The sequence below is a fragment of the Limimaricola soesokkakensis genome (assembly GCF_900172345.1).
In the GTDB taxonomy this organism is placed as follows: domain Bacteria; phylum Pseudomonadota; class Alphaproteobacteria; order Rhodobacterales; family Rhodobacteraceae; genus Limimaricola; species Limimaricola soesokkakensis.
On sequence record NZ_FWFY01000010.1, the window covers coordinates 64,408 to 89,319 of the forward strand.

Annotated in this window: 25 protein-coding genes and 1 tRNA gene; 13 read left to right on the forward strand and 13 right to left on the reverse strand. The window is 69.8% G+C overall.

Features of this window, described 5'->3' with window-relative positions:
• Positions 1 to 2: 2 nt before the first annotated feature.
• From plsX to LOS8367_RS14685, 6 genes are all read left to right on the forward strand, one after another.
• Positions 3 to 1,076 (forward strand): phosphate acyltransferase PlsX, encoded by a 1,074-nt coding sequence (gene plsX / locus LOS8367_RS14660; RefSeq protein WP_085897280.1) that lies wholly within the window; start codon positions 3 to 5, stop codon positions 1,074 to 1,076.
• A complete protein-coding gene (locus LOS8367_RS14665; protein ID WP_085897281.1) occupies positions 1,073 to 2,044 on the forward strand; it encodes a beta-ketoacyl-ACP synthase III in 972 nt (323 codons plus the stop codon). The genes plsX and LOS8367_RS14665 overlap by 4 nt, the downstream gene beginning before the upstream one ends.
• Before the next feature lie 95 nt (positions 2,045 to 2,139).
• Entirely contained in the window at positions 2,140 to 2,442 is a 303-nt protein-coding gene (ihfA, locus tag LOS8367_RS14670) for an integration host factor subunit alpha (protein WP_085897282.1), read from the forward strand.
• A gap of 10 nt (positions 2,443 to 2,452) precedes the next feature.
• Complete coding sequence (locus tag LOS8367_RS19325; protein WP_242665611.1) at positions 2,453 to 3,016, forward strand: MerR family transcriptional regulator; 564 nt, start codon at positions 2,453 to 2,455, stop codon at positions 3,014 to 3,016.
• 66 nt (positions 3,017 to 3,082) lie between these two features.
• Positions 3,083 to 3,159 (forward strand) — tRNA-Pro (locus tag LOS8367_RS14680).
• Positions 3,160 to 3,219: 60 nt separating this feature from the next.
• Complete coding sequence (locus LOS8367_RS14685; RefSeq protein ID WP_085897283.1) at positions 3,220 to 4,296, forward strand: 2'-deoxycytidine 5'-triphosphate deaminase; 1,077 nt, start codon at positions 3,220 to 3,222, stop codon at positions 4,294 to 4,296.
• Positions 4,297 to 4,344: 48 nt separating this feature from the next.
• Here LOS8367_RS14685 and scpB read toward each other — a convergent pair whose 3' ends face one another.
• The 7 genes from scpB to LOS8367_RS14720 form a co-directional block, all read right to left on the reverse strand.
• Complete coding sequence (gene scpB, locus LOS8367_RS14690) at positions 4,345 to 4,977, reverse strand: SMC-Scp complex subunit ScpB (RefSeq protein ID WP_085897284.1); 633 nt, start codon at positions 4,975 to 4,977, stop codon at positions 4,345 to 4,347.
• Positions 4,974 to 5,771 (reverse strand): segregation and condensation protein A, encoded by a 798-nt coding sequence (locus LOS8367_RS14695; protein WP_085897285.1) that lies wholly within the window; start codon positions 5,769 to 5,771, stop codon positions 4,974 to 4,976. The genes scpB and LOS8367_RS14695 overlap by 4 nt, the downstream gene beginning before the upstream one ends.
• A complete protein-coding gene (locus LOS8367_RS14700; protein WP_085897286.1) occupies positions 5,771 to 6,766 on the reverse strand; it encodes a glycoside hydrolase family 3 N-terminal domain-containing protein in 996 nt (331 codons plus the stop codon). Before LOS8367_RS14700 ends, LOS8367_RS14695 begins: the two co-directional genes overlap by 1 nt.
• Positions 6,763 to 7,722 carry an SPOR domain-containing protein gene (locus tag LOS8367_RS14705; protein ID WP_085897287.1) on the reverse strand — a complete coding sequence of 320 codons (960 nt, stop codon included), beginning with the start codon at positions 7,720 to 7,722 and terminating at the stop codon, positions 6,763 to 6,765. The genes LOS8367_RS14700 and LOS8367_RS14705 overlap by 4 nt, the downstream gene beginning before the upstream one ends.
• Positions 7,723 to 7,796: 74 nt before the next feature.
• Positions 7,797 to 9,539, reverse strand: a complete 1,743-nt coding sequence (argS, locus tag LOS8367_RS14710) for an arginine--tRNA ligase (protein ID WP_085897288.1) — start codon at positions 9,537 to 9,539, stop codon at positions 7,797 to 7,799.
• A 113-nt stretch (positions 9,540 to 9,652) separates the two neighbouring features.
• A complete protein-coding gene (locus LOS8367_RS14715; RefSeq protein WP_242665613.1) occupies positions 9,653 to 11,635 on the reverse strand; it encodes a cation:proton antiporter in 1,983 nt (660 codons plus the stop codon).
• Positions 11,636 to 11,672: 37 nt separating this feature from the next.
• On the reverse strand, positions 11,673 to 12,857 hold the full coding sequence (locus LOS8367_RS14720; RefSeq protein ID WP_085897291.1) for a deoxyguanosinetriphosphate triphosphohydrolase: 1,185 nt from the start codon (positions 12,855 to 12,857) through the stop codon (positions 11,673 to 11,675).
• 130 nt (positions 12,858 to 12,987) lie between these two features.
• Here LOS8367_RS14720 and LOS8367_RS14725 point away from each other — a divergent pair, with 130 nt between their 5' ends.
• From LOS8367_RS14725 to LOS8367_RS14740, 4 genes are all read left to right on the forward strand, one after another.
• Entirely contained in the window at positions 12,988 to 13,311 is a 324-nt protein-coding gene (locus LOS8367_RS14725; protein WP_490389231.1) for a HesB/IscA family protein, read from the forward strand.
• 84 nt (positions 13,312 to 13,395) lie between these two features.
• Positions 13,396 to 15,840: a PBP1A family penicillin-binding protein gene (locus tag LOS8367_RS14730; protein WP_085897292.1), complete on the forward strand. Its 2,445-nt coding sequence runs from the start codon at positions 13,396 to 13,398 to the stop codon at positions 15,838 to 15,840.
• 58 nt (positions 15,841 to 15,898) lie between these two features.
• Positions 15,899 to 16,681 (forward strand): exodeoxyribonuclease III, encoded by a 783-nt coding sequence (xth, locus tag LOS8367_RS14735; RefSeq protein WP_085897293.1) that lies wholly within the window; start codon positions 15,899 to 15,901, stop codon positions 16,679 to 16,681.
• Positions 16,682 to 17,135: 454 nt separating this feature from the next.
• Positions 17,136 to 17,477 (forward strand): DUF7282 domain-containing protein, encoded by a 342-nt coding sequence (locus LOS8367_RS14740; RefSeq protein ID WP_085897295.1) that lies wholly within the window; start codon positions 17,136 to 17,138, stop codon positions 17,475 to 17,477.
• 59 nt (positions 17,478 to 17,536) lie between these two features.
• On the opposite strand, the gene LOS8367_RS14745 is transcribed toward LOS8367_RS14740, so the two are convergent.
• The gene (locus LOS8367_RS14745) at positions 17,537 to 18,709 is read right to left on the reverse strand and encodes an FAD-dependent monooxygenase (protein WP_085897297.1); all 1,173 of its coding nucleotides are present in this window, start codon (positions 18,707 to 18,709) and stop codon (positions 17,537 to 17,539) included.
• A 4-nt stretch (positions 18,710 to 18,713) separates the two neighbouring features.
• The gene (gene dksA, locus LOS8367_RS14750; RefSeq protein WP_085897299.1) at positions 18,714 to 19,136 is read right to left on the reverse strand and encodes an RNA polymerase-binding protein DksA; all 423 of its coding nucleotides are present in this window, start codon (positions 19,134 to 19,136) and stop codon (positions 18,714 to 18,716) included.
• Between the two features lie 361 nt (positions 19,137 to 19,497).
• Here dksA and LOS8367_RS19090 point away from each other — a divergent pair, with 361 nt between their 5' ends.
• Positions 19,498 to 19,668 carry a hypothetical protein gene (locus LOS8367_RS19090; protein WP_165761483.1) on the forward strand — a complete coding sequence of 57 codons (171 nt, stop codon included), beginning with the start codon at positions 19,498 to 19,500 and terminating at the stop codon, positions 19,666 to 19,668.
• 23 nt (positions 19,669 to 19,691) lie between these two features.
• On the opposite strand, the gene LOS8367_RS19095 is transcribed toward LOS8367_RS19090, so the two are convergent.
• Entirely contained in the window at positions 19,692 to 19,850 is a 159-nt protein-coding gene (locus LOS8367_RS19095; protein ID WP_165761484.1) for a hypothetical protein, read from the reverse strand.
• A 170-nt stretch (positions 19,851 to 20,020) separates the two neighbouring features.
• Here LOS8367_RS19095 and LOS8367_RS14760 point away from each other — a divergent pair, with 170 nt between their 5' ends.
• A complete protein-coding gene (locus LOS8367_RS14760) occupies positions 20,021 to 20,704 on the forward strand; it encodes a M48 family metallopeptidase (protein WP_085897303.1) in 684 nt (227 codons plus the stop codon).
• Here LOS8367_RS14760 and LOS8367_RS14765 read toward each other — a convergent pair.
• Together LOS8367_RS14765 and LOS8367_RS14770 are read right to left on the reverse strand one after the other, a co-directional pair.
• Positions 20,701 to 21,249, reverse strand: coding sequence for an RSP_2648 family PIN domain-containing protein (locus LOS8367_RS14765; protein WP_085897305.1), 549 nt, complete (start codon positions 21,247 to 21,249; stop codon positions 20,701 to 20,703). The genes LOS8367_RS14760 and LOS8367_RS14765 overlap by 4 nt on opposite strands.
• Positions 21,246 to 22,454 (reverse strand): RSP_2647 family RNA methyltransferase, encoded by a 1,209-nt coding sequence (locus LOS8367_RS14770; RefSeq protein WP_085897306.1) that lies wholly within the window; start codon positions 22,452 to 22,454, stop codon positions 21,246 to 21,248. Before LOS8367_RS14770 ends, LOS8367_RS14765 begins: the two co-directional genes overlap by 4 nt.
• A 182-nt stretch (positions 22,455 to 22,636) precedes the next feature.
• On the opposite strand from LOS8367_RS14770, the gene edd reads away from it, so the two are divergent.
• On the forward strand, positions 22,637 to 24,439 hold the full coding sequence (edd, locus tag LOS8367_RS14775) for a phosphogluconate dehydratase (protein ID WP_085897307.1): 1,803 nt from the start codon (positions 22,637 to 22,639) through the stop codon (positions 24,437 to 24,439).
• On the opposite strand, the gene LOS8367_RS14780 is transcribed toward edd, so the two are convergent.
• A complete protein-coding gene (locus tag LOS8367_RS14780; RefSeq protein WP_133056342.1) occupies positions 24,440 to 24,904 on the reverse strand; it encodes a hypothetical protein in 465 nt (154 codons plus the stop codon).
• Positions 24,905 to 24,912: the final 8 nt, after the last annotated feature.

Genomic DNA, 24,912 nt, shown 5'->3' on the forward strand with positions numbered 1-24,912 from the left:
CGATGACGGGCTTGTCCCAAGACAGATCCATCACGCTTTCCGTCGACGCCATGGGCGGCGATCAGGGCCCGGCCGTCGTGGCCGCCGGCGTGAAACGCTTTCTCCAGTCCGATCCGACCGCGCGCGTGCTGCTGCACGGCCAGCGCGACAAGCTCGAGCCGATCTTCTCGGGCTCGGTCCTGGCCGATCGTCTCGAGATCATCCATGCCGAGGGCGTGGTCGCGATGACCGACAAGCCCAGCCACGTCATGCGCGGCGGCAAGTCGACCTCGATGTGGTCGGCCGTCGAGGCGTTGCGTGATCGCCGCGCCGATGCCTGCGTGAGCTGCGGCAATACCGGCGCGCTGATGGCGGTGTCGATGATCCGGCTGCGCAAGGCCGAGGGCGTCAACCGCCCCGCCATTGCCTGCCTCTGGCCCTCGCGCAACCCGCAGGGCTTCAACGTCATGCTCGATGTCGGCGCCGATATCCGTGCCGACCAGGACGACCTGCTCGCCTATGCGATGATGGGCGCCTCCTATGCGCGCAACGGGCTCGGACTGGCGCGCCCGCGTGTCGGGCTGCTCAATGTCGGCACCGAGGAGCACAAGGGCCGCGCCGAGCTGAAGGTCGCCGGCGAGATGATTGGCGCCGCCGCCGACAAGGGCGATTTCGACTATGTCGGCTTCGTCGAAGGCGGCGACATCCCCTCGGACCGGGTCGATGTCATCGTCACCGACGGCTTTACCGGCAATGTCGCGCTGAAGACCGGCGAAGGCACCGCCACGCTGATCTCGGGGCTCATGCGCGAGGCTTTTCTCTCCTCGATCGCCTCCAAGATCGCGGCGCTGCTGACGCGCGGCGCCATGGCCGGGCTCAAGGCGCGGATCGATCCACGTCAGGTCAATGGCGGCGTGTTTCTCGGGTTGGGCGGACTCGTGGTAAAAAGCCACGGCTCGGCCGATGCCACCGGCGTATGCGCCGCGCTCAGCCTCGCCGCGCGCCTCGCGCGCTCCGATTTTTCCGAGCGGCTGGCGCATCGCATCGCCGGCGTCTCGGCCCTGCATCAGGACGCACCCAAGGAGATCAAGGCATGACCATTCGCGCGGTCGTCAGGGGCGTGGGCCACTACCTTCCCGAACGGGTGATGGAGAACGTGGAGTTCGAGGCGCTCGTCGACACCTCCGACGAATGGATCCGCACCCGCTCCGGCATCGAGAGGCGCCACATCGCCGCCGAAGGCCAGACCACGTCGGATCTCGCCACCCGCGCCGCCCGCGCCGCGCTGGCCGATGCCGGGATCGAGCCCGAGGGAATCGACGCGATCATCCTCGCCACCTCGACCCCCGATTTCACCTTTCCCTCTGCCGCGACCATGGTGCAGCGCGAACTGGGCATGACGCATGGCTTCGCCTTCGACGTTCAGGCGGTCTGCGCCGGTTTCATCTACGCCCTGACCACCGCCAACGCGATGATCCTGACCGGTCAAGCCAAGCGGGTGCTGGTGATCGGCGCCGAGACCTTCAGCCGGATCATCGACTGGACCGACCGCGCCACCTGCGTGCTGTTCGGCGACGGCGCCGGCGCGCTGGTGCTCGAGGCAGCCGAGGGCGATGGGCTGTCCTCGGATCGCGGCATCCTCGCGGCGGATCTGAACTCGGACGGGCGCCACAAGGACATCCTGCATGTCGATGGCGGCGTCTCGACCGGGACCACCGGTCATCTGCGCATGGAAGGCCGCGAGGTGTTCCGCCACGCGGTCGAGAAGCTGGCCCAGACCGCGCATCTGTCGCTCGAGAAGGCGGGCCTCACGGCCGAGGACGTCGACTGGGTGGTGCCGCACCAGGCCAATATCCGGATCATCCAGGGCACCGCCAAGAAGCTGGGCCTGTCGATGGACAAGGTGGTGACCACGGTTCAGGACCACGGCAACACCTCAGCCGCCTCGATTCCGCTGGCGCTCTCGGTCGGGCGCGCCAACGGTCAGATTCGCGAAGGCGACCTCGTGGTCACCGAAGCGATCGGCGGCGGCCTCGCCTGGGGCTCCGTGGTCCTGCGCTGGTAGGCCAGTGTCCGCACTGCAACTGTGCCATCCATCTTCTTGAGATTGACTTGAAATTGCCGCTGCCCTTAAGGTTGCGACAGAGCAGGGAGATCAAGATGGCGGACAAGACATTGACGCGAATGGATCTCGCCGAGGCTGTGCATGAGGAGCTGGGACTCTCCCGCAACGACAGCGCCGAGCTGGTCGAGGCGGTATTGGGGCATATCTCCGATGCGCTCGTCGCCGGTGAGCAGGTCAAGATCAGCTCCTTCGGGACCTTCTCGGTGCGCGACAAGGCGGCGCGGATCGGCCGCAATCCCAAGACCGGCGAAGAGGTGCCGATTCATCCGCGGCGGGTCCTGACCTTCCGCTCTTCGCACCTGATGAAGGACAAGGTCGCCTCGGGCAACAGAAGCTGAGGCGGGCCTGATGGCGAAATCGGCTCACGCGTTCCGCACGATCGGCGAGGTGTCCGAGGCGTTGAACACGCCCGCGCACGTATTGCGATTCTGGGAAAGCAAGTTCGCGCAGGTACGTCCCGTGAAGCGCGCCGGCGGGCGCCGCTATTACCGCCCCGAGGATCTCGACCTGCTCGGCGGCATCAAGGCGCTACTGCACGACCAGGGCATGACCATCAAGGGCGTCCAGAAGCTGCTGCGCGAAAAGGGCGTGCGCCACGTGGCCGATCAGGGCCGCGATCTGGTCGCCGAGCCGGAAGCGCGCAGCGCGCCGCCACGCCCGAACCGGCCGGATTCGTCGCAGGCCGAGGACGCGGTCCTCGTGCTTGACCATGCGACCGATTTGGCGCCGCTGCTGCAACGCCGCAGCGCGCCCCCGGCCCCCGCCGAGGCCGCGTCATGCGCGCCGCTGGCGCTGCTGCACGCCGCCGGACCCGCCTTCCTCGAGACCCGCGCCGCCCGCATCGCACCGCTTGTCGCGCGGCTCGAAAGCCTGCGCGGCCGCATGGTCGCCGCCCGCGACGGCAAGCGCTGATCGGGCGAATTTTTTCCGCAAATCGGCTTGCCCCCGCCCGCCAGTTCGGGCATTAGCAGCCTCAGTCGGGCTATAGCGCAGCCTGGTAGCGCGTCCGTCTGGGGGACGGAAGGTCGCAGGTTCGAGTCCTGCTAGCCCGACCATTCATGACCGCCCGCCGCTCCAAAGCGGCGGGCGTCGTCATGTCAGCAGGAGGCTAAAGAGTGATCGGAGTTCTGCCCCGTCAGGGCATCGCCCAGCTGATCGAAAGCGGTGCGATCACCGCCGATCAACCCATTGCTTCCGAGCAGATCCAGCCCGCCAGCCTCGATCTCAGGCTTGGCCGCGTCGCCTACCGGGTGCGCGCTTCCTTCCTCGCCGGCGATGGCCGCAGGGTCGAGGACCGGCTGGCCGAATTCGAGATGCATCGCATCGATCTCGACCGGGGCGCGGTGCTGGAGAAGGGCTGCGTCTACGTGGTGCCGCTGATGGAGCGGCTCTCCCTGCCCGACGGCATCCAGGCCGTCGCCAACGCCAAGAGCTCGACCGGCCGGCTCGACCTGCTAACCCGGCTGATCGCCGATGGCGGTACCGAGTTCGACCGGATCGCGCCCGGCCATGATGGGCCGCTCTATGCCGAGATCTGCCCGCGCAGCTTCTCGGTGCTGGTGCGGCCGGGGATGCGGCTGAACCAGATCCGGTTCCGCGCCGGGCAAGCGGTGCTCGACGACGCCGCCCTGACGGCGCTGCACGCGCAGGAGCCGCTGGTCGATGGCGAGGCGCTGATCTCCGAGGGTCTGGGCTTCTCGGTCGATCTCTCGCCCGCGCTGGCCGCCTGTGCGGGCTTTCGCGCCAAGCCCCATGCCGGGGTGATCGATCTAGACCGGATCGGCCATTACGACCCCGCCGAGTTCTGGGAGGTGGTGCCCAGCCCGCGCGGCAGCATCATCCTCGATCCCGGTGCCTTCTACATCCTGGTCAGCCGCGAAGCGGTGACCATTCCGCCCGCCTATGCCGCCGAAATGGCGCCCTACCTCGCCATGGCGGGCGAGTTCCGGGTGCATTACGCGGGCTTCTTCGATCCGGGCTTCGGCCACGCGGCGGCGCAGGGCAAGGGCTCGCGCGGGGTGCTCGAGGTGCGCTGCCACGAGGCGCCCTTCGTGCTCGAGCACGGGCAGGTGGTGGGCCGTCTGGTCTATGAGCGGATGGCCGAGATTCCGGACCAGCTCTACGGCGCGGGCATCGCTTCGAACTACCAGGGTCAGGGGCTCAAGCTGTCGAAACAGTTCCGCGCCCCCTGACACTTCCCGCGCGGTCGAGGCGAGGCGCGCACAGACCAGCCGCAGCCGTCAGGTGCCGAACAGGCTGTCCTGCGCCTCGTCCTCGGCCCCCTCGTCTTCGCCGCCGGCGCCCGGCGGCGGCCGGTTGTCAAGGAGACCGGCGGCGCGCAGCTCGCGCAGCCCGGGCAGGTCGCGGGCGCTTTGCAGCCCGAAATGATCAAGGAAGCCCTCGGTCACGACGAAGGTCACCGGCCGGCCCGGCGTCATCTTGCGCCGCCCCAGCCGCACCCAGCCCATATCGATCAGCTGGTCGATGGTGCCGCGGCTCACCGTCACGCCGCGCACTTCCTCGATCTCGGCGCGGGTCACCGGCTGGTGATAGGCGATGATCGCCAGCGTCTCGGTGGCGGCGCGGCTGAGCTTGCGGGTCTCGACCGCGTGGCGCTCCAGCAGGTGGCCGAGATCGGCGGCGGTGCGAAACGCCCAGGCATCGCCGATGCGGCGCAGCTCGACGCCGCGACCCTCGTAGCGGGCTCGCAGCGCCTCCAGCGCGCCCGCCACGTCGGTGCCCTCCGGCAACCGCCGCGCCATCTCGGCCGAAGCCAGCGGCTCGGCGCTGGCGAACAGCATCGCCTCGAGCATCCGCTCGGCCTCTTCACGCGACGGCGCGTCGAACTGGGCGGTCTCGGGGATCTCGGTCATGCGCGGTCCTTCCGGCGAATCTCGATGGGGGCGAAGCTCTCGCCCTGGCGGATCTCGATCCGGCCCTCCTTGGCCAGTTCGAGCGAGGCCGCGAAGGTCGCGGCGGTGGCGGAGCGGCGGCGCTTGGGCGCGGCGCGCCAGTCCTCGGGGAAATAGGCCGAGATATCGGCCCAGTCGGCGGCCTCGCCGACCATGGCGCGCAGCCGGTCGAGCGCCTGCTCCATGGTCATCAGGTCGCGCCGGTCCATCACGAAGGGACGGAACTCGTCGCGCGTCTTGACCCGGGCATAGGCCTGCATGAGGTCGAGCAGCGAGGCGTGGTGCACGGTCGAACGATGCACCGTCACCGCCTCGGCGGCGCCGCGCGCGAAGACCTCGCGACCCAGCCGCGGCCGCGCCATCAGCTGCGCCGACGCCTCGCGCATCGCCTGCAGCCGCTCCAGCTGGAACGCCAGATGCGCCGCGAGATCCTCGCCCGAGGGCTCCTCGCCCTGCGGGTCGGGCGGCAGCAGCAGCCGCGACTTCAGGAAGGCGAGCCACGCCGCCATGACAAGGTAGTCGGCGGCCAGCTCGATGCGCAGCTCGCGCGCCCTCTCGACGAAGCCGAGATACTGCTCGGCCAAGGCGAGGATCGAGATCTGCCGCAGATCGACCTTCTGGGTGCGTGACAGCACCAAGAGCAGGTCGAGCGGCCCCTCGAAGCCCTCCACGTCGACGATCAGCGCCTCGGCGGCGCGGCGCTCCTCGACCGAGGCATGGCTCTGCCGGTCCGCGAAATCCTGCCCGCCATCCATCAGGCGTCTTCCCCGGTGAGCGCGCCGAGTTCGTCGCGCAGCGCCTCGAGATCGGCCGCATCGGGCGCACGGCGCTGCGCCAGCGCCGCCTCGGCGCGACGGATCGCCTCCGCGCCCATCGCGCCGCAGGCCGCAACCACGGCTTCCATCTCGTCGCGATCGCCGTTGCAGTGCAACACCACGTCGCAACCCGCCGCGATGCTGGCGGCGGCGCGCGCGTCGATCTCGCCCGAAAGCGCCTCCATCGACAGGTCGTCGGTCATCACCAGCCCATCGAAGCCGATCTCCTCGCGGATCATCCGCATCGCCGTAGCCGAGGTAGTGGCGGGCCGCTCGGGATCGACGGCGTCGAGCACGATATGCGCGGTCATGCCCATCGCCATGTCGTTGAGCGCCGCGAAGGGCGCGAAGTCACGGTCGCGCAGCTCATCCAGCGGCACCGAGACGCGCGGCAGCGCCTTGTGGCTGTCGACGCTGGCGCGGCCATAGCCAGGGATATGCTTGAGCACCGGCAGCACGCCGCCCGCGAGAAGCCCCTCGGCGGCGGCGCGGGCGGCAGCGACCACGCCATCGACCGTGTCGCCATAGAGGCGGTTGCGCAGGATGTGATGAGTCTGCGGCTCCACCAGATCGGCCAGCGGCGCGCAGTTCACGTCGATGCCGACCTCGTGCAGCTCGGCCGCGATCAGCCGGTGTCGCAGCCATTGCGCGCGCAGCGGGTCGCTGGCGCGGCGCATCTGGTCCAGCGCCGGCAGGTAGGCATGCCAATGCGGCGGCCGCATCCGCTGCACGCGCCCGCCCTCCTGGTCGATCAGGATCGGCGCCTCGCGGCCTACCGCGTCGCGCAGGTCGGCGGTGAGACGGAGCAGCTGCGCTGGGCTCTCGACGTTGCGGGCGAAGAGGATGAAGCCCCACGGATCGGCGTCGCGAAAGAACGCCGCCTCGTCGCGGCCAAGACGCGCGCCTTCGGGTCCGAGGATCGACGCGGAGGTCATCGCACCACCACCGGGATGCAGGCCGCGTCCTCGGCCACCAGCGCCGAGCAGAAGCGCCGTGCCTCGGCCAAATCGGCGAAACCGGTGGCGCGCAGCCGGAAGAAGGTGCGCCCGCCGCTCATCGCCTCCTGCACCAGCCGCTCGCGCCCCGACAGCAGCTCGCCGAAGCGGGAGGTGAGACGCGCCCATTCCTGGCCCGCGACCTCGGGGCTCTCGAAGGCGCCGAGCTGCACGAGGCTGGTGCCGGGCGCGATCTCGCGGGTGTTGACCGCCACAGGGGCGATCTCGGGCTCAGGCGCGGATGCGGCGGCGGCGGCCATGGCGGTGGCGGGGCGCAGCGCGGTGGGCCGCAGCGCCGGGCGCGCCGGCGGCACCGGTCCGGCGGCGGCACCAGGTGCCGCGAGCGCGGGATCCGCGGCGGCGATCACCGAAGGGTCGGGACCGGCCACGGTGCCCGGGTCGGGCGCCTCGGCGGTACCCAGCGGCACCGTGCCCGCGACGATGCGGTCGGCGAGATCGGCGACGTCGTCCACCGACATCGGACGGTTCGGGTCGAAGGCCGGCGCCGTGCCGGCGAGATCCTCGCCGGGCCGCAGCTCGCCCGCCTCGGCGGTGGGCTGGACCATCAGGTCCTCCTCGGTCAGGCCCGGCCCCTGCGGCGCCAGCACCAGCCGTTCCTCGGGACCGGCCGCCTCGCCCATCGCGGCGATGTCGTTCACCGCGAGACCGGTATGCAGCGCGATCTCGCCGCCCGGATTCTTCGGCGCCTCGCGCATCGGCCCCTGCATGGCGCGCACCACCGGGATGCCGGTGACGTCGCGCATCCACAGCTTGTAGCCCCAGATCGCGAGGCCCAGCACCAGCGTTAGCGACAGGATCGCCCCCGCATAGCGGAACGCCAATGCCGTCACCGCCGCCAGCCGGCCCGGCCCCTGCGGATCGCTCGGTTGTGCCATCTCAGCCTCTCTGCCGCTCGATTTGTTTCGGGGATCGCGCGTCCCCGTGGCCTTGCCCGACCGCCCGATCGCGCTCAGCGCATCTCCTCGACCGGGGTGACGCCAAGGATACCAAGCCCTTCCCCGATCACAACGCCGACGGCGCGGGCGAGCGAAATCTTGCTCTGGGTCGTGGCCGTCTCGCCCTCCTGCACGAAGCGCAGCGCGGGCTCGTCATTGCCACGGTTCCACAGCGCGTGGAAGGCCGAGGCAAGATCGTAGAGGTAGAAGGCGACGCGGTGCGGCTCGTGGCCCTTGGCGGCGATCTCCACAAGCCGCGGCCATTCGGCGAGGCTGCGCATCAGCGCAAGCTCCGCCTCGTGGTCGAGCGCCGAAAGATCGGCCCCGGCCAGCGTCGCGTCATCCACGGCGATGCCCATGGCATCGGCCTTGCGCAGCACCGAGTTGATCCGCGCATTGGCGTATTGCACGTAGAAGACCGGGTTCTCGCGGCTCTGCTCGAGCACCTTGTCGAAATCGAAATCGAGCGGCGCGTCGTTCTTGCGGGTCAACATGTGGAACCGCACCGCGTCCGGGCCGACCTGATCGACCAGATCGCGCAGCGTGACGAAGTTGCCGGCGCGCTTGGACATCTTGAACGGCTCGCCGTTCTTCCACAGCTTGACCAGCTGGATCAGCTTGACGTCGAGCGGCACCTTGCCCTCGGAGAGCGCCGAGACGGCCGCCTTCATCCGCTTGACGTAGCCGCCATGATCGGCGCCGAACACGTCGATGAGCTGGGTGAAGCCGCGCGTCACCTTGTCGTGGTGATAGGCGATGTCGGGGGCGAAGTAGGTCCAGGCGCCGTCCGACTTCATGATCGGCCGGTCGACGTCGTCGCCATGTGCGGTGGAGCGGAACAGCGTCTGCTCGCGCGGCTCCCAATCCTCGGGGGTCTTGCCCTTGGGCGGCTCGAGCGTGCCGCGATAGATCAGCCCCTTGGCGCGCAGGCTCTCGATCGCCTCCTCGATCCGGCCGGTGCCGTAGAGCGACTTCTCCGAGAAGAACACGTCCATCGTCACGCCGAGCGCCGCGAGGTCGTCGCGGATCATCTCCATCATCGCCTCGGTGGCGATTTCGCGGGCCTCGTCGAGCCACTCGGATTCCGGGCTGTTGAGCACCCGCTCGCCCCAGATCTCCTTGAGCTTCTCGCCCACCGGCACGAGGTAGTCGCCCGGGTAGAGCCCCTCGCCGATCTCCGGCGTCATGCCGCAGGCCTCGCGGTAGCGCTCGAAGGAAGAGCGCGCCAGCACGTCGACCTGCGCGCCGCCGTCATTGACGTAGTATTCCTTGGTCACGTCGTGACCGGCATAGGCCAGGAGCCGCGCCAGCGCGTCGCCGAACACCGCGCCGCGGGCGTGGCCCACATGCATCGGCCCGGTGGGGTTGGCCGAGACGTATTCGACGTTGACCTTCTCGCCCTGCCCCATGGTCGAGCGGCCGAAGCCCTCTTCGGTCAGTGCGGCGCGCACGATGCCCTGCCACAGCGACGGCGCGAGGCGGAGGTTGATGAAGCCCGGCCCCGCCACCTCGGCGGAGGCGATGCGGTCATCGGCACCGAGCCGCTCGGCCAGCTCCACCGCGATGTCGCGCGGCTTCTTGCCCGCGGGCTTGGCCAGCACCATCGCGGCGTTGGTTGCCATGTCCCCATGCGCCGCGTCGCGCGGCGGTTCCACCGTCACGGCGCCGGTCTGCATCCCCTCGGGGATCGCACCGTCGCGCGCCATCGCGTTCAGCGTGTCGAGCACAAGCGCCCGGATGTCGGTGAAGAGGTTCATGCGCAGTCCTTTCGGCCAGTCGTGCCGCGAGATCGGCCCGCGACCCTTTACCACGGCGGCGCCGCGCGTCAACGCGGCGCGCGCCGTACCGGACCGGTCTCAGCCGCCGCGCGTCATGCCGCGCGGGGCGGCTTGCCATCCGGTTTGCGCGGCTTGGCGCCGGGCTTTGCCCCGCCGGGCCGCCAGAGGCTGCCGGGTTTCGGGCCCCATGCCTTGACCCCGGCCATGCTGCCGCTCTTGCCGGGGGGCTTGCCATTGCCATTGCCCTTGCCGTGGTTCTTGGCGGCCTGCTTGGCGATCTCGTGGCCGGCCTCGGGATCGGTGCCCTTCTCCTCGCCCGGCGGCAGCAGCGAGATGATCCGCACGTCGGGCGCGGGGCGGATGTCCTCGTCCTCGCGGATGAACTCGGTGGTGCCCTGCGGCCCGACCCGGGCCACGACCTTGGCGTGGGGCCGCTTGGCGCGCCACTCCTCGAGACCGTATTCCTCGGTCAGCCGGGTGACGCGGAAGCTCCAGCCCTCCTGCATCATCTTCTCGAGCCCGTTATAGCCTTCCTCGGGACCGAATTCGCGGCCCGTCAGGCTGGAGGACAGCGCGTGGCGCGCGCTCTCGTTCTTCTGACGGGTGATCTGGTAGACGTTGTCGCGGCCGAATTCCGGGCCGAGATCGGTGGCGACCAGCGTGTTGTAGGCGTCGTTCTCGGTCGCGGCGACGACCACGTCGTAGCTCACCAGCTCGAGGAAATGCTCGGCCGATTCCGACAGGATGTCGCCGGAATAGGTCGGGATGCCCTCCGAGCGCGCGGCGCGCAGGTTGTTGTGGTTCGGATCGGCCATCAGCACCGGCACCTCGATCTTGCGAAGCGCCTCGGCCAGACCGCGGGTGAAGCGCGAGCCGCCGATCAGCAGCACGCCCGGCACGGTGCCGCCCGACAGGCCGAGCGCCCGCGCGAAGGGCACCAGCGTGAAGCCGTGCACCACCACCGTGAAGGCCACCAGCACGAAGGCCAGCGGCGCCACGACATGGCCGTCCGGCACACCGAGATCGGCCAGCCGTTCGCCGAACAGACCCGCGACAGCGACGAGCACCACGCCGCGCGGCCCGGTCAGCGCCACCAGCAGCTGTTCGCGCCACGGCACGCCGGCACCCAGGAGCGACAGCCAGACGGTCAGGGGCCGCACCACCAGCACCACCGCCAGCACGAAGACCACCGCGCGCCAGTCGAGCGCGGCCAGCGTCTCGAACTCGATCGCGGCGGCGAGCAGGATGAACACGCCCGAGACCAGCAGGATCGTCGCGTGTTCCTTGAAGCGGCGCAGCTCGGCATAGGACGGCAGGTCGGCATTGGCGATGCCGATGCCCATCACCGTCACCGCCAGCAGGCCGCTTTCGTGCAGCACCGCGTCGGAGACCGCGAAAACCGCGAGCAGCAGTGAGAACAGCACCGGCACCTTCATGTATTCCGGCACCCGCCCCTTGCGGAAACCCCAGGCCACCACCGCCGCGCCGGCCGCGCCCAGCGCCAGTGCCACGACGATGCCCAGCGCCAGCTCCCACACGGCGCTGCCGACGGTGACCGCGGTGCGCAGCACCAGCACCACCTCGAAGGCCAGCACCGCTGCCAGCGCCCCGATCGGGTCGTTGACGATCGCCTCCCATTGCAGGAGCGAGGCCGGTCGGCGCGCCAGCCGCGCGGTGCGCAAGAGCGGCGCGATCACCGTGGGTCCGGTGACGATCATGATGCCGCCGAACACCGCCGAGCTTTCCCAGCTCAGCCCCGCGCCGTAGCGCAGCGCCAGCGCCGAGAACAGCCAGCCCAGCGGCGCGCCGATGAAGACCAGCCGGCTCACCCCCTTGGCCTCGTCGCGCAAGGAGCGGAAGTTGAGCGTCAGGCCGCCCTCGAACAGGATGATCGCCACCGCGATCGAAATCATCGGCTTGACCAGCTCGCCGATGTCGCGCTCCGGCACGAACCAGCCCAACCCCGGCCCGATGACCAGGCCCGCCGCCAGCATCAGCACGATCGCCGGGAGCCTGAGCCGCCAGGCCAGCCATTGCGAACCCACACCGATCGCGCCCACGAGCGCGAAGGCCATGACCGGGCTCAGCGCCACCGCCTGCTCCGTTGCCGTTTCAATCGCCACTCCAGGCCCCCGCGAGATTTGTCTTTTCGAGTATGTCGGAACCGGTCAGCCGCGCGTGCTCCTGCAGCGCGAAGCGATCGGTCATCCCGGCAATGTAGTCCGCCACGATCCGCGCCAAGGCGGTTTCGCCGGAGGCCTCTGCCACGTCCTTGCGCCACTGCTTGGGCAGGTGCTCGGGATGGGCCATGAAGAGCGGGAACAGGTCGTGGATCACGCCGGTCACCCGCTCGCGCATCACCACTACCTCGGGGGCGCGGTACATGCGGTGGAACAGGAAGTGCCGCAGCACCTTCAGGTCGCTCCACAGGCCGGGGGTGAAACGCACCATCATCCGCCCCGCCTCGCGCACGTCGCGCGCCGATCTCGGATCGGCCTCGGCGAGATTGGCCCGCGCCACGCCGATCACATCCTCGACCAGCACGCCGAAGAACCGGCGCAGCGCTTCGTGACGGCGGCGGTAGTAGTTCAGCCCGGGATACTTGCGGTCCACCTCGGCGAAGCAGTCCCGCAGGATCGGCAGCTCCGCGAGCTCGTCGGTCGAGAACAGCTCGGCCCTGAGCCCGTCATGAAGGTCGTGATGCGAATAGGCGATGTCGTCGGCCAGCGCCGCGACCTGCGCCTCGGCGCTGGCATGGGTGTGCAGCTCCAGGTCGTGCAGCGCCACGTAGTCGGCCAGCGCGTAGGGAATGTCACCCGTCACGGGGCCGTTGTGCTTCGCGATGCCCTCCAGCGTCTCCCATGTCAGGTTCAGCCCGTCAAACTCCGCGTAGTGCCGCTCCAGCGAGGTGACGATGCGGATCGCCTGCGCGTTGTGATCGAAGCCGCCATAGGGCGCCATCAGCGCATTCAGCGCGTCCTCGCCGGTATGGCCGAAGGGCGGGTGGCCGAGGTCATGCGCCAGCGCCACCGCCTCGGTCAGCTCGGTGTTGAGCCCGAGCACGCCGGAAATGGTCCGCGCCACCTGCGCCACCTCGATCGAATGGGTCAGCCGGGTGCGGAAATAATCGCCCTCGTGCTCGATGAAGACCTGCGTCTTGTGCTTCAGGCGCCGGAACGCGCTCGCATGGATGATGCGGTCGCGGTCGCGCTGGAATGGCGAGCGGAAGGCGCTCTCTTCCTCGGGGTGGAGCCTGCCGCGCGTGTCGCGCGGGTCGGAGGCGTAGGGAGCCGTCATGTGATCCGCCAGCTTGTCGTCACTATTCACCTTACCTATATGGGTCGGGAAGCCGCCCGGACAGGGAATTCGCACGGATTCCCGAACCCGGACCCGGTCAATGACCCTGCCCATGGATAGGTTCCACATGCTGACGCTGCCCCCCAAGGTCACCCCCCGCGCCTGGGAACGCCTCGCCGAGATCGGCGCGCAGGCCCAGGGCAAGGCGCTTCGCGTCGCGGTCGAGGGCGGCGGCTGCTCGGGCTTTCAATACGAGATCGCGCTCGACGAGCCCAAAGAGGACGACCTCGTGCTCGAAGGCGCGGGCGAAAAGGTCGTGGTCGACAGCGTGTCGCTGCCTTTCCTCGCCGACGCGGTGATCGATTTCGCCGACGAGCTGATCGGCGCGCGCTTCGTGATCGAGAACCCCAACGCCACCAGCTCCTGCGGCTGCGGCACCAGCTTTTCCATTTGATCGCTTTTGGGTGGGCTGCGGCCGCTTGACGCGGCCCGGTCCTCGCCTACCCTCCGGGGCTGACAGCACCGGAATTCCAATATCATGACAGACGACAAGATGCCCGACCGCCCCGAACATGCCGCTGAGGGGACTGGCCCGGAGCCTCTTGCCGAACCGCGCGCGCACGCGGCCGGGGCCGCGCCCGAGACCGATCTCGCGCAGGCCGCGCGCGCCTTCTGGGCCGCGCTGATGCGGGCGTTGGGGCGTGGCGGGCGTGGCATCGGTCGCGCGGCGACCGCCGGGATCGACCAAGGGAGCAAGGCCCTGAATGGGCTCTCGGCCAAGGCAGCGCAGGGCGGCGCCGCCGCGGCGGAACGGCTGCGCGCCCGCCGCGACCGGCCCGAACCCCAGACCGCCTCTGATATGGGCACCGGCACGTCCGCGCCGGATACCGAGGTCGCGCCGCGCCGTTCGCTCGCCGCCCGCGCGGCGCAGGGCTGGCGCGACGCCTCGGCGCGTCGCCGTGCCCGGCTCGACCAGCGCAAGCTGCGCCCGGCCGCCACGGTGCGGGCGACGCGCTGGATCTGGCGCACCGTCTTCGGTCTTGCCTTCCTGCTGCTGCTCGGCATCGTTCTGGCCGGTGGCATCCTCGTCTGGGCGGTGCGGGACCTGCCGCTGGCCGACATGCTGCCGCCGCTCGAGGAGCCGACGCTGACCGTGCAGGACGAGGCGGGCGACACGCTGTTCACCCGCGGCGCCTATCGTGCGGGCTACGTGCCTCTCGACCAGATGCCGGAGCATCTGCCGCAGGCGGTCTCGGCGATCGAGGACCGGCGCTTCTGGGATCATCCGGGCGTCGACATCGAGGGCATCGGCCGGGCGATGTGGCGCAATTTCTCCTCCGGCGGCGTGGTCGAGGGCGGCTCGACCATCACCCAGCAGCTGGTCAAGGTGCTCTATCTCGACCCCGACCGGACCTACAAACGCAAGCTGCAGGAGATGGTCCTCGCGCTGGGGCTGGAGCGCCAGCTCGGCAAGGACCGGATCATGGAGCTCTACCTGAACTCCACCTATCTCGGCGCCGGTGCCTGGGGCATGCCCGCCGCGGCGCAGCTCTATTTCGACAAGCCGGTGCAGGAGCTGAGCCTCGCGCAATCCGCGATCCTCGCCGCGACGATCCGCGCGCCCTCGGTGATCAACCCCGAGGCCGATCTGGAGCGCGCCCGCGAACGCGGCCTCGTGGTGCTGTCGGTGATGCGCGATCTCGGCCGCATCGACGAGGCCGCCTTCGAGGCCGCCAGCGCCGAGATGGCCACGATCGAGCCCTCGCCGCCCCCCGCCCGCGCCGGCAGCTACTTTGCCGACTGGGTGCTGGGCGAGGCGCAGGAGCTGTCGGGCGCGGTGGACGGCCCTCTTACCGTCACCGCGACGCTCGACATGGAGCTGCAGGCCAAGGCCGAGAAGATCCTGCGCGACGCCATTTCCGGCCCCGGCGCGCAGGCCGGCGCGAGCCAGGGCGCCATCGTCGCGATGACCCCCGACGGGCGGGTCCGCGCCATGGTAGGCGGCGTCGATTACGGCGAAAGCCAGTTCAACCGCGCCACCGACGCGCTGCGCCAGCCCGGCTCGACCTTCAAGCTGCCGGTATTCCTCGCAGCCCTCGTCATGGGTGCCGACCCCGAGACCCGCCTGCCGGACGAGCCGATCGACATCAACGGCTACAAGCCCGAGAACTTCAACGGCCAGTATGCCGGGGTGGTGACGCTGCGCGAGGCCTTCGCACGCTCGCTCAACGCCGCCACGGTGCGGCTGGCGCAGGAGGTCGGCATCGACCAGGTGATCGAGGTGTCGCGCCAGCTCGGCATCGAGGGCGAGCTGACGCCGACACCGAGCCTCGCGCTGGGCACCTCCGAGGTGTCCCTGCTCGACATGACCGAGGCCTATGCCGCGATCCTCGCGGGGCGCGCGCCGATCAAGGCCACCGGCATCGCCAGTCTGAAGCTGGGCGATACGGGCGTCGCCCTGTCTGTCTCGGGCTCGGACCCCAACGCGGTGCAGCTCAACCGCACCCGCGACCCGATGCTTTCGATGCTGCGCGCCGTGGTCACCGACGGCACCGGCAAGCGGGCGCAGATCCCCGGCTTCGCCGCCGGCAAGACCGGCACCAGCCAGAACAGCCGCGACGCCTGGTTCATCGGCTTCACCGACAAGCTGGTGGTGGGCGTCTGGATCGGCAATGACGACAACTCGCCGATGGACCAGCTCACCGGCGGCAGCCTTCCGGCCGAGATCTGGCGCGAGGTGGTGCAGGCGGCGGGCGGCGCGAGCGCGGCGCGGGCACCCAGTGCCGAGAGCCAGACGCCGGTGCGGGTGCGTCGTGGCACCCAGGTCGAGACCACCCGCGCCGACCGGCTGCGGCGGCGGGCGGCGGCGCAGGGCCAGCCGCAATGCGACGTGCGCGCCTGTTCGCGGGCCTACCGCTCGTTCCGCGCCTCGGACTGCACCTTCCAGCCCTATTCCGGCCCGCGCAAGCTCTGCACCCGCTAGCCTTGCCCGCCCGGCCCCGCCTGCTACAAGCCCCGGGACCCCGCCAAAGGATGCCCGCATGAAACTCGCCACCTTCAACATCAACGGCGTCAAGGCGCGGATCGGCGCGCTCTCGGACTGGCTGCAGGAGCAAAAGCCCGACGTGGCGCTGCTGCAGGAGATCAAATCCGTCGACGAGCAGTTTCCGCGAGAGCATTTCGAGGAGATGGGTTACACCGTCGAGACCCATGGCCAGAAGGGGTTCAACGGGGTCGCGATCCTGTCGCGGCTGCCGCTCGAGGACATCAGCCGCGGCCTGCCGGGCGACGAGACCGACGAGCAGGCGCGCTACATCGAGGCCACGGTGATCGGCGAGACGCGGCCGGTGCGGATGGGCTGTCTCTATCTGCCCAACGGCAACCCGGCGCCGGGTCCGAAATACGACTACAAGCTGGCCTGGATGGAGCGGCTGCGCGACCGCGCCCGGGCGCTGCTGGCGCTCGAGGAGCCGGCGCTGCTCGCCGGCGACTGGAACGTGATCCCGCAGGCCGAGGACGCGGCCCGGCCGGAGGCCTGGGTCGAGGACGCGCTGTTCCGCCCCGAAACCCGCGCCGCCTATCGCCGGATCGAGACCCTCGGCTTCACCGACGCGTTCCGCGCCCGGGTGCGCGGCGCCGGGCACTACTCCTTCTGGGACTACCAGGCAAACTCCTGGGAACGGAACAATGGCATCCGCATCGATCACCTGCTGCTGTCGCCACAGGCCGCGGATCTGCTGCGCGACGCTTGGATCGACCGCGAGGTACGGGGCCGCGACAAGCCCTCGGATCACGTCCCGGTCTGGGTCGAACTCGACGCCTGATCCCGAACCGGAACCTGCGAAAGGGGCGCGTGGCAAAAGCCGCGCGCCCCTTTCGCATGATCGGCGCCCCCGCGCAGGGGCACTGCGGAGACAATGCCGCCCCACCGCACAGGCGCAGCTTCACCGGCGCACACACTGAACTGTTCAGTTCACCATCGGATGTCCCTATCTACCTCTCATCGCAAGAGACTGGAGACACCCCGAACGACCACAAGACCACGGCGCGCGGCAATAACCGAAAGGACATTCCGCGAGGCAGACAGGAGGTTTCGACCCGTGTTTGTCGCCGCCTGTAACGGTACCGCCGCTTGCGACAGCTTGCGACAAAGCCGTGTTGGTCATCCGCCGCCCGGGGCGCGATATCCGATCTTGCAAGGCGTGCCGCAGCCCGCGGTCGCCACCAGAACAGTCCATTGCCCCACCTCCCCGGGGCTGCATTTTAAAGGAAGACACCATGAAAAACCTGACCTTTGCCGCCGCCATCGCCGCTGCCCTGACCGCCGCCCTGCCCGCCGCCGCCCTGACCGACAACCTCGGCGCCCAGCGTGCCGTCGCCGATGCGGGCCATGTCGAGCTGGACCGCGTGACCAGCGCCACCGGCGGCTATGTCGAAATCCTCGACGGCTCCAGCATCGAGACCGGCGTGCTGCTGGGCTCCGAGGATGTCCGCGCCGGGCTCGAGACGGACGTGCGCGTGCAGTTGATCCACCGCCCCTACCGCGACAACGTGATCGCCGTCCTCTACGACGCCGACGGCCAGGTCACCGCGACGCGCGAACTGCGCGTTCAGAACTGATCGCGCTTCGGGGGCCACGAGGCCCCCTGCTCTGCTCCAGTGGAGAACGGGCCCGTCATCTACGCGATGGCGGGCCTTTCCCGTGTCACGTCATGCGCATGCAGCCACGCCATGCGCGCGGTGAACCGGTCCGGCGCCAGCCGGCCGATCGCGCCGAGCCCAGCATGGGCCAGCCATCGCGCGGGACCCGAGAGATGGTAGTTGCGCGCATTGACCTCGGCCGCCGCGATGGCGCGCCGCACCCGTGGCCCCCGCGTCTTGGCATAGAGATCCAGCCCCGCGTCGAGATCGGTCTCTGCCTCCAGCGCGCGCGCCAGCACCCAGCCATCCTCGACCGCCAAGTTGGCGCCCTGCGCGAGGAAAGGCAGCGTCGGATGCGCCGCGTCGCCCAAGAGCACCAACCGGCCGCTGTGCCAGCGCTCGGGCACCGGGTGCCGGAACAGCCCCCAGAGCCGCACCACCTCGACCCGCTCCAGCAGCGCCCGCAGTTCCGGCGCGGCGTCCGAGAAGACCGCGCGCAGCCGCGCCGGATCGTCGTCATGGTCCCAGCCCTCGGGCGCCCAGCCCGGCTGTTCGCGTACCGCCACCATGTTGAGCCGCCCGCCGGGCAAGGGATAAGTCACCACGTGCCGTCCCGGCAGCATCCAGATCCGCGCCAGCGGGGCAGCGCCGGGCGCGTCGATCACCATGCGCCAAGCCACCTGGCCGGTGAAGACGGCCTCGCTGCCGGGAGCGACGAGGGGCCGCAACGCCGAGCGCAGCCCGTCGGCCGCGACGATCAGATCGGCCGCAGCTGGGGCCCCCTGTTCGAAATGAAGCTGTCCCGCATGCGGCTCGGCCGCCGTCACCCTCCGCCCGGTGGTGATGCGGATACCGGCCTGCCGCGCGGCCTCGGACAAGAGATCGACGAGCGCGGCGCGATGCAGGAAACGATAGGGATATGCGCCACGATCGAGCGCGAAGCGGGCGATGGCGCGACCGGAACGGCCATCCATGGGCTGCACCGCCTCGGCGCGGATCGATGCGGCATCGAGCGCTGGGCCAAGGCCCAGTCGCTCGAGCACCGCGGCGCCGTTCGGCGTGATCTGCAATCCGGCGCCGATCTCTCGCAGTGCCGGTGCGCGTTCGAAGATATGGACTTCGTGCCCCGCACGCGCGAGGCAGAGTGCGGCGGTCAGGCCGCCGATCCCGGCGCCCGCGACGGCGATCCGTCGGGAGGGGCCGGGACTCACCGGATCAATCGTCGCGGTGCACGCGCTCGCGGCGTTCGTGGCGCTCCTGCGCCTCGAGGCTCATCGTTGCGATCGGACGGGCGTCGAGGCGGCGCAGCGAGATCGGCTCCCCAGTGATCTCGCAGTAACCATACTCGCCCTCGTCGATCCGCCGCAGCGCAGCGTCGATCTTCGAGACCAGCTTGCGTTGACGATCCCGGGTGCGCAGCTCCAGAGCCCGGTCGGTCTCTTCGCTGGCGCGGTCGGCGATGTCGGGAATGTTACGCGTCGCGTCCTTCATCCCCTCGATGGTGTCGCGGCTGTCCGACAGGAGTTCTGCCTTCCATGCCAAGAGTTTGCGACGGAAATATTCGAGCTGCCGCTCGTTCATGAACGGCTCGTCCTCGGCGGGCCGGTAGGTGTCGGAAAGAAAGGACTCGGCTTTCATGTCTGCTCCCGTTGAAGGGCCAGCGCCGGGTCCCCAATCACCCCGCTACCGGCGTACCCTTTATGCCGCCCTCCTACTCCCTGCGTCACCTCCTGTCACCCCTGTTTCTGCACCGCCGTGTCGCGGCGGCAACGGCGACTGGGGCTTTAAAATCAGGCGTTTCACAAATTCGTCATGCCGAAACACCCTGCCCGTGTTACTTGTTTGCAACATAACGTGTCTCATCCGGGGGATGAAAGTGACGATGCGGCAGCTCGCCGCGACGCTGCGACGCGGCGCGGGTGCTGGACAGGCGCCGCATGCGCAGGCTAGGGACGGCGTCGCGGTCAGGTTCGGCCGCGTCCCGCGCGGAGAGCTTGCGATGATCCTTCCCCTGACCGGCCTCCTGATCGGCGCCATCCTAGGTGCGTGGCGCGCGCGCCGTCATGGCGGCGGCGCCGCCGACATGGCGCAATGGGGAGCCGCGCATGGTGTCGCGCTCGGCGTCGTGGGGTTGTTCCTGCTGCTGCTCGTGAGCCGGCTCGCCGGCTGAGTTACACGGGATCGTGCCGGGGATCAGCCGGCCCGCTCCTCGCGACGCTTGTCCTGCTCTTGGCCGCGCGCCTGCAACTGCCGAAGCAGTTGGTTCAGGCGATCGGGGACGTCCTGCTCGAGCGGGAAGGCCCGCTGCAACGCCGCGTCGCGTATCTTGTGGTCGAATTGCTCGAAATTCATGGTTGCCTCGTTCAGTTGGACAACCCCCCTGACATGGTGACAATAGCATTAGACCGGATTTGGTTCCCCAAGGGTTAATCACACTTGACGCAATCTGTGGCGTATCGGCCGCATGTGATCCGCAAGAGACGGTGCTTGCGGCGCCTCGTTCCCACCACCATATTCGCCAGATGCTGAAGTTTTCGCCGCTCATATTGGCCCTGCTCTACGGGTTCGCCGTCTACCAGGTTTCGGTCTGGCGCACCCGTCGTGCGCTTGACAGCCAATCGACCGAGCTGGCCGAACCGCGGCTGCGCGCGGCTTGCGAGAAGCTTGCCCGCGCGCTCGAGCTGCCCCGGATCAAGGTGCATGTCTACGAGATCGCGCCGGTCAACGGGCTGGCCGCGCCAGACGGACGGATTTTCCTGACCCGTGGCTTCCTTCAGAAATTCACTGCGGGTGAGGTCACCGCCGAGGAGATCGCCTCGGTCATCGCGCATGAGCTGGGCCACGTGGCGCTGGGTCACTCGCGTCGCCGCATGGTCGATTTCTCGGCGCAGAACGCGCTGCGCACCGCACTGGCGGCGCTCCTGTCGCGCATCATTCCCGGCATCGGCGGCCTGATCGCCAGCGGTCTGGCGCGGCTCGTGGCGGCGCGGATCAGCCGGGTCGACGAATACGAAGCCGACGCCTATGCCTCGGCGCTGATGATCAAGGCGGGCTTTGGCACCGGGCCGCAGAAATCGTTGCTGTCCAAGCTCGACAGGCTGGCGGGCGTCGGCGGCGCCACCCCGGCCTGGCTGATGAGCCACCCCAAGACCGAGGCGCGGCTGAAGGCGATCGAGGCCAACGAGGCGAAGTGGCTCGGCGCCTAGCCCGCCGCCTCGACAGATTTGCCGAACCGGTTCAGCCGCGCCTTCTTCAAAAGCCGGCGCGGCGTCCATTCCTCGCCCGAGAGGCGGCTCGCCTCGGCCACGACGCCGGCCACCACCTGGCCGACCGGGCCCGGGTTCGCCTCGAACAACCCCAGCAGGAAATTGTCCGGATCGGCGCGCGACAGCCCCTCCTCGGCGAGGATGTCGCGCGGGAAATCCTTGGCGTTCATGGTCAAGATCACGTCGCAATGCCCCGCCACCGCGCTGGCCAGCACGTGGATGTCGTCCGGGTCGGGCAGCCAGAGCCGGCGCTCCAGATCCGGGGCCACGGCGACCTCGGCGCGCGGGAAGCGCGCGCCCAGCACCGCGATCTCGCCGCGTGCGATCGCCTCGCCCCCCGGCCCCAGCCGCGCCGCCGCCCGCGCCCATTCCTCCGAGATCCGCGCGCTCCAACGCGGCTCGTATAGCCCCCGCCCGGCGCAGCCGAGCAGCAGCTCGCGCATCACCGTGGGATAGAGGACGCAGGCGTCGAGCAGGACCCTCACAGCCGGAACACGAGCGCCTTGAGATAGCCGCCCTCGGCCAGCTGCGGCAGCACCGGGTGGTCGGCCCCGGCGAAACCGGTGTAGCAGATCGCGCCCTTGCGCCCGGCCTTGCCGATGCCGCGCGCCGAGGCGGCGCGGAACTTCGACAAGTCGGCCGCGTGGGAACACGAGCATAGCACGAGGTAGCCGCCCTCCTCGACCAGCGGCGCCGCGAGCCGTGCGATCCGCTCATAAGCCCGAAGCCCCGGCTCCAGCGCGGATTTCGACGGCGCGAAGGCGGGTGGGTCGCAGACCACCACCTCGAAACGGCGGCCTTCCTTGTCGAGCGCGGCCAGCGTGTCGAAGGCGTCGCCCTGCCGGGTCTCGAACCGGTCGGCAAGTCCAGAGGCCTCCGCCCCCTTGCGCGCCAACTCCAGCGCCGGGGCCGAGCCGTCCACGGCCAGCGCCGAGGCCGCGCCCTGCGCCAGCGCCGCGAGCCCGAAGCCGCCGACATGGGAGAAGACGTCGAGCACGCGCGCATCCTTGGACAGGCCGGCGGTAAAGGCGTGGTTCGGACGCTGGTCGTAGAACAGCCCGGTCTTCTGGCCACCCATCAGATCGGCCATGTAGGTGGCGCCGTTCATCGGCACCTCGACCGGCCCCTCGGGCGCCTCGCCGCGCAGCATCCGAAGCTCCTCGCCCAGACCCTCGAGCCCGCGCGCCCGGCCCGAACCGTTGAGCACGACGCGGCGGATGCCGGTCGCGGCCAGAAGCGCGTCGGCGATAGTCTCGGCCCCGGCATCGGCCCAGGCGGCGTTGGGTTGCAGCACCGCGATGTCGCCGAAGCGGTCGATCACCACGCCCGGCAGCCCGTCGGCCTCGGCATGGACCAGCCGGTAGAAGGGCTGATCGAACAGCGCCTCGCGGTGGCGCAGCGCGCGCACCAGCTTCGCGGCGATCCAGTCGCCGTCGATCACCGCCTCCGGGTCGCGGTCGAGCACGCGGGCCGCGATCTTGGAGCCGAGATTGACCGTGACCACGGCCATCGGCCGGCGCTCGGCATCCTCGAGGATCGCCAGCGCGCCGGGGGCGAGCGCCTTGGTGCGGCGGTCGAGAACCATCTCGTTGGCGAAGACCCAGGGAAAGCCGTGGCGGATCGCGCGGGCATCGGCCTTGGGCATCAGCCGGACGGTGGGATAGGGCGGGAGGTGCGGAAAGGGTGTCATGCGCTCTCCTACCCCGAGCGCCCGTCCACGAAAAGCCGCACCGCACGAAACCGGGCCACCCATGCGCGGGTTTTTCCTCTAGGCGCCACCGGTCCTGCCGGACCAGACCAGCGGGACAGGTTGTTAGCGCTAACGATCCGTGCTAACTGCGCGGCAACCCGATTACCGACAGGAGCTGCCAGATGGCCCTCAACCGCACGCTCGAAGCCGTCACCGACCGCATCCGTGCCCGCAGCGAAGGCCCGCGCCGGACCTATCTCGACACCATGGCCGCCGCCGCCGCCGAGGGCCCGCGCCGCGCCCACTTGACCTGCGGCAACCAGGCCCATGCCTATGCCGCCACCGGCCCCGACAAGGATGCGCTGGCAGAGGGACGGGTGCCGAATATCGGCATCATCACCGCCTATAACGACATGCTCTCGGCGCATCAGCCGTTCGAGACCTACCCGGCGCTGATCCGCGAGGCGGCGCGCAAGGCCGGTGCCACGGCGCAGGTCGCGGGCGGCGTACCGGCGATGTGCGACGGCGTGACCCAGGGCCAGACCGGGATGGAGCTGTCGCTGTTCTCGCGCGACGTGATCGCGCTCGCCGCCGCGGTGGGCATGTCGCACAACGTGTTCGACAGCTCGGTCTATCTGGGCGTCTGCGACAAGATCGTGCCGGGCCTCGTCATGGCCGCCGCCACATTCGGCTACATCCCGGCGGTGTTCCTGCCCGCGGGCCCGATGACCTCCGGCCTGCCCAACGACGAAAAGGCCCGGGTGCGCCAGCAATTCGCCTCCGGCGAGGTCGGCCGCGACGCGCTGATGGCGGCCGAGATGGCCTCCTATCACGGGCCGGGCACCTGCACCTTCTACGGCACCGCCAACTCGAACCAGATGCTGATGGAGTTCATGGGGCTCCACCTGCCCGGCGCCAGCTTCGTCAACCCGAACACGCCGCTGCGTGACGCGCTGACCGTCGCCGGCACCGAGCGGGCGGCGCAGATCACCGCCCTGAGCAACGAGTTCACCCCGGTTTCGGACGTCCTCGACGAACGCGCCTTCGTGAACGGCATCGTCGGGCTGATGGCGACGGGCGGCTCGACCAACCTCGTGCTGCACCTGCCCGCCATGGCCAAGGCGGCGGGCGTGATCCTCGATCTCGAGGATTTCGCCGAGCTCTCGGCGATCACCCCGCTGATGGCCAAGGTCTACCCCAACGGCCTCGCCGACGTGAACCATTTCCACGCGGCCGGCGGCCTCGGCTACATGATCGGCGAGCTGTTGAACGCAGGCCTGCTGCACCCCGACACGCGCACCGTCGCGGGCGAAGGGCTCGAGCTCTACACCCAGGAGCCGAAGCTGCAGGAGGGCCGCGTCGCCTATGCGCCCGGCACCCGCGAGACGCTCAACGACAAGATCCTGCGCCCGGCCACCAACCCGTTCCAGAAGACTGGCGGGTTGCGCCAGCTCACCGGCAATATCGGCCGCGCCGTGATCAAGACCTCGGCCGTGTCGCCGGAGCGCCACGTGATCGAGGCCAAGGCGCGGGTCTTCCACGACCAAGAATCGGTGAAGACCGCGTTCCGCAACGACGAGTTCAAGGAGGACACGATCGTCGTGGTCCGCTACCAGGGCCCGAAGTCCAACGGCATGCCCGAGTTGCACAACCTGACCCCCACCCTCGCGGTGCTTCAGGATCGCGGCCTCAAGGTGGCGCTGGTCACCGATGGCCGGATGTCGGGTGCCTCCGGCAAGGTGCCGGCGGCAATCCACGTCACGCCCGAGGCCGCCGATGGCGGTGCGATCGCGCTGATCCGCGACGGCGACATGGTCAGGCTCGACGCGCCGGCGGGCACGCTCGAAGTGCTCGAAAGCCTTGATGGCCGCGAGCCCGCCCCGGCCGATCTGGCCGGCAATGGCAACGGCGTCGGCCGCGAGCTGTTCGAGACCTTCCGCAAGAACGTGGGCGGCGCGGCCTATGGCGCCGCGGTGGTGGTCTGATCAATCGGTGGTCGCATGGAACTGGCCCGTCAGGACATGCGGCTGATCGGTGAAGGGCGCGGTGAGGATCGTGCCCGACACCGGCCCCGCCAGCGCCCGGCCGCGCGCGCCGCGCAGCGGGCTCTCGAGGCCGATGTCGAGGCGGCGCGCTTCGCCCGCGAGCGACAGCTCCGCGCCGAACCCCGCCGCGACCGCCCCGCCTTGCCGGTCCAGCACCATGCGGCCGCCGCCCGGCACCATCTCCAGCGCGTCGATCCGCAGGTCTTCTCCGAGGAAGCTGCCGGTGATGTCGTGCAACTCGCCACGGATCGGCAGCGTCGCGGGCACTTCGGCAAAGTCGAGCTCGATCGTCACGCCGCCCTCGATCCGTCCGCTGGGCGTGACGTCGCCCTGTCGGATATCGGCGACGAAGCCGCCATCGTAGCGGGCGCTTCCGCTCTGCGGCAGATCGGTAGCGGGGGGCAACGCCGACA

What these genes read in the sequence shown, in the direction of transcription:
- plsX (WP_085897280.1), top strand. Translation starts at nt 3, where the DNA reads ATGACGGGCTTGTCCCAAGACAGATCCATCACGCTTTCCGTCGACGCC.
- LOS8367_RS14665 (WP_085897281.1), top strand. Translation starts at nt 1,073, where the DNA reads ATGACCATTCGCGCGGTCGTCAGGGGCGTGGGCCACTACCTTCCCGAA.
- ihfA (WP_085897282.1), top strand. Translation starts at nt 2,140, where the DNA reads ATGGCGGACAAGACATTGACGCGAATGGATCTCGCCGAGGCTGTGCAT.
- LOS8367_RS19325 (WP_242665611.1), top strand. Translation starts at nt 2,453, where the DNA reads ATGGCGAAATCGGCTCACGCGTTCCGCACGATCGGCGAGGTGTCCGAG.
- scpB (WP_085897284.1), bottom strand. Translation starts at nt 4,977, where the DNA reads ATGACCGAGATCCCCGAGACCGCCCAGTTCGACGCGCCGTCGCGTGAA.
- LOS8367_RS14695 (WP_085897285.1), bottom strand. Translation starts at nt 5,771, where the DNA reads ATGGATGGCGGGCAGGATTTCGCGGACCGGCAGAGCCATGCCTCGGTC.
- LOS8367_RS14700 (WP_085897286.1), bottom strand. Translation starts at nt 6,766, where the DNA reads ATGACCTCCGCGTCGATCCTCGGACCCGAAGGCGCGCGTCTTGGCCGC.
- LOS8367_RS14705 (WP_085897287.1), bottom strand. Translation starts at nt 7,722, where the DNA reads ATGGCACAACCGAGCGATCCGCAGGGGCCGGGCCGGCTGGCGGCGGTG.
- argS (WP_085897288.1), bottom strand. Translation starts at nt 9,539, where the DNA reads ATGAACCTCTTCACCGACATCCGGGCGCTTGTGCTCGACACGCTGAAC.
- LOS8367_RS14715 (WP_242665613.1), bottom strand. Translation starts at nt 11,635, where the DNA reads ATGGCCTTCGCGCTCGTGGGCGCGATCGGTGTGGGTTCGCAATGGCTG.
- LOS8367_RS14720 (WP_085897291.1), bottom strand. Translation starts at nt 12,857, where the DNA reads ATGACGGCTCCCTACGCCTCCGACCCGCGCGACACGCGCGGCAGGCTC.
- LOS8367_RS14730 (WP_085897292.1), top strand. Translation starts at nt 13,396, where the DNA reads ATGACAGACGACAAGATGCCCGACCGCCCCGAACATGCCGCTGAGGGG.
- xth (WP_085897293.1), top strand. Translation starts at nt 15,899, where the DNA reads ATGAAACTCGCCACCTTCAACATCAACGGCGTCAAGGCGCGGATCGGC.
- LOS8367_RS14740 (WP_085897295.1), top strand. Translation starts at nt 17,136, where the DNA reads ATGAAAAACCTGACCTTTGCCGCCGCCATCGCCGCTGCCCTGACCGCC.
- dksA (WP_085897299.1), bottom strand. Translation starts at nt 19,136, where the DNA reads ATGAAAGCCGAGTCCTTTCTTTCCGACACCTACCGGCCCGCCGAGGAC.
- LOS8367_RS19090 (WP_165761483.1), top strand. Translation starts at nt 19,498, where the DNA reads ATGATCCTTCCCCTGACCGGCCTCCTGATCGGCGCCATCCTAGGTGCG.
- LOS8367_RS19095 (WP_165761484.1), bottom strand. Translation starts at nt 19,850, where the DNA reads ATGAATTTCGAGCAATTCGACCACAAGATACGCGACGCGGCGTTGCAG.
- LOS8367_RS14760 (WP_085897303.1), top strand. Translation starts at nt 20,021, where the DNA reads ATGCTGAAGTTTTCGCCGCTCATATTGGCCCTGCTCTACGGGTTCGCC.
- LOS8367_RS14770 (WP_085897306.1), bottom strand. Translation starts at nt 22,454, where the DNA reads ATGACACCCTTTCCGCACCTCCCGCCCTATCCCACCGTCCGGCTGATG.
- edd (WP_085897307.1), top strand. Translation starts at nt 22,637, where the DNA reads ATGGCCCTCAACCGCACGCTCGAAGCCGTCACCGACCGCATCCGTGCC.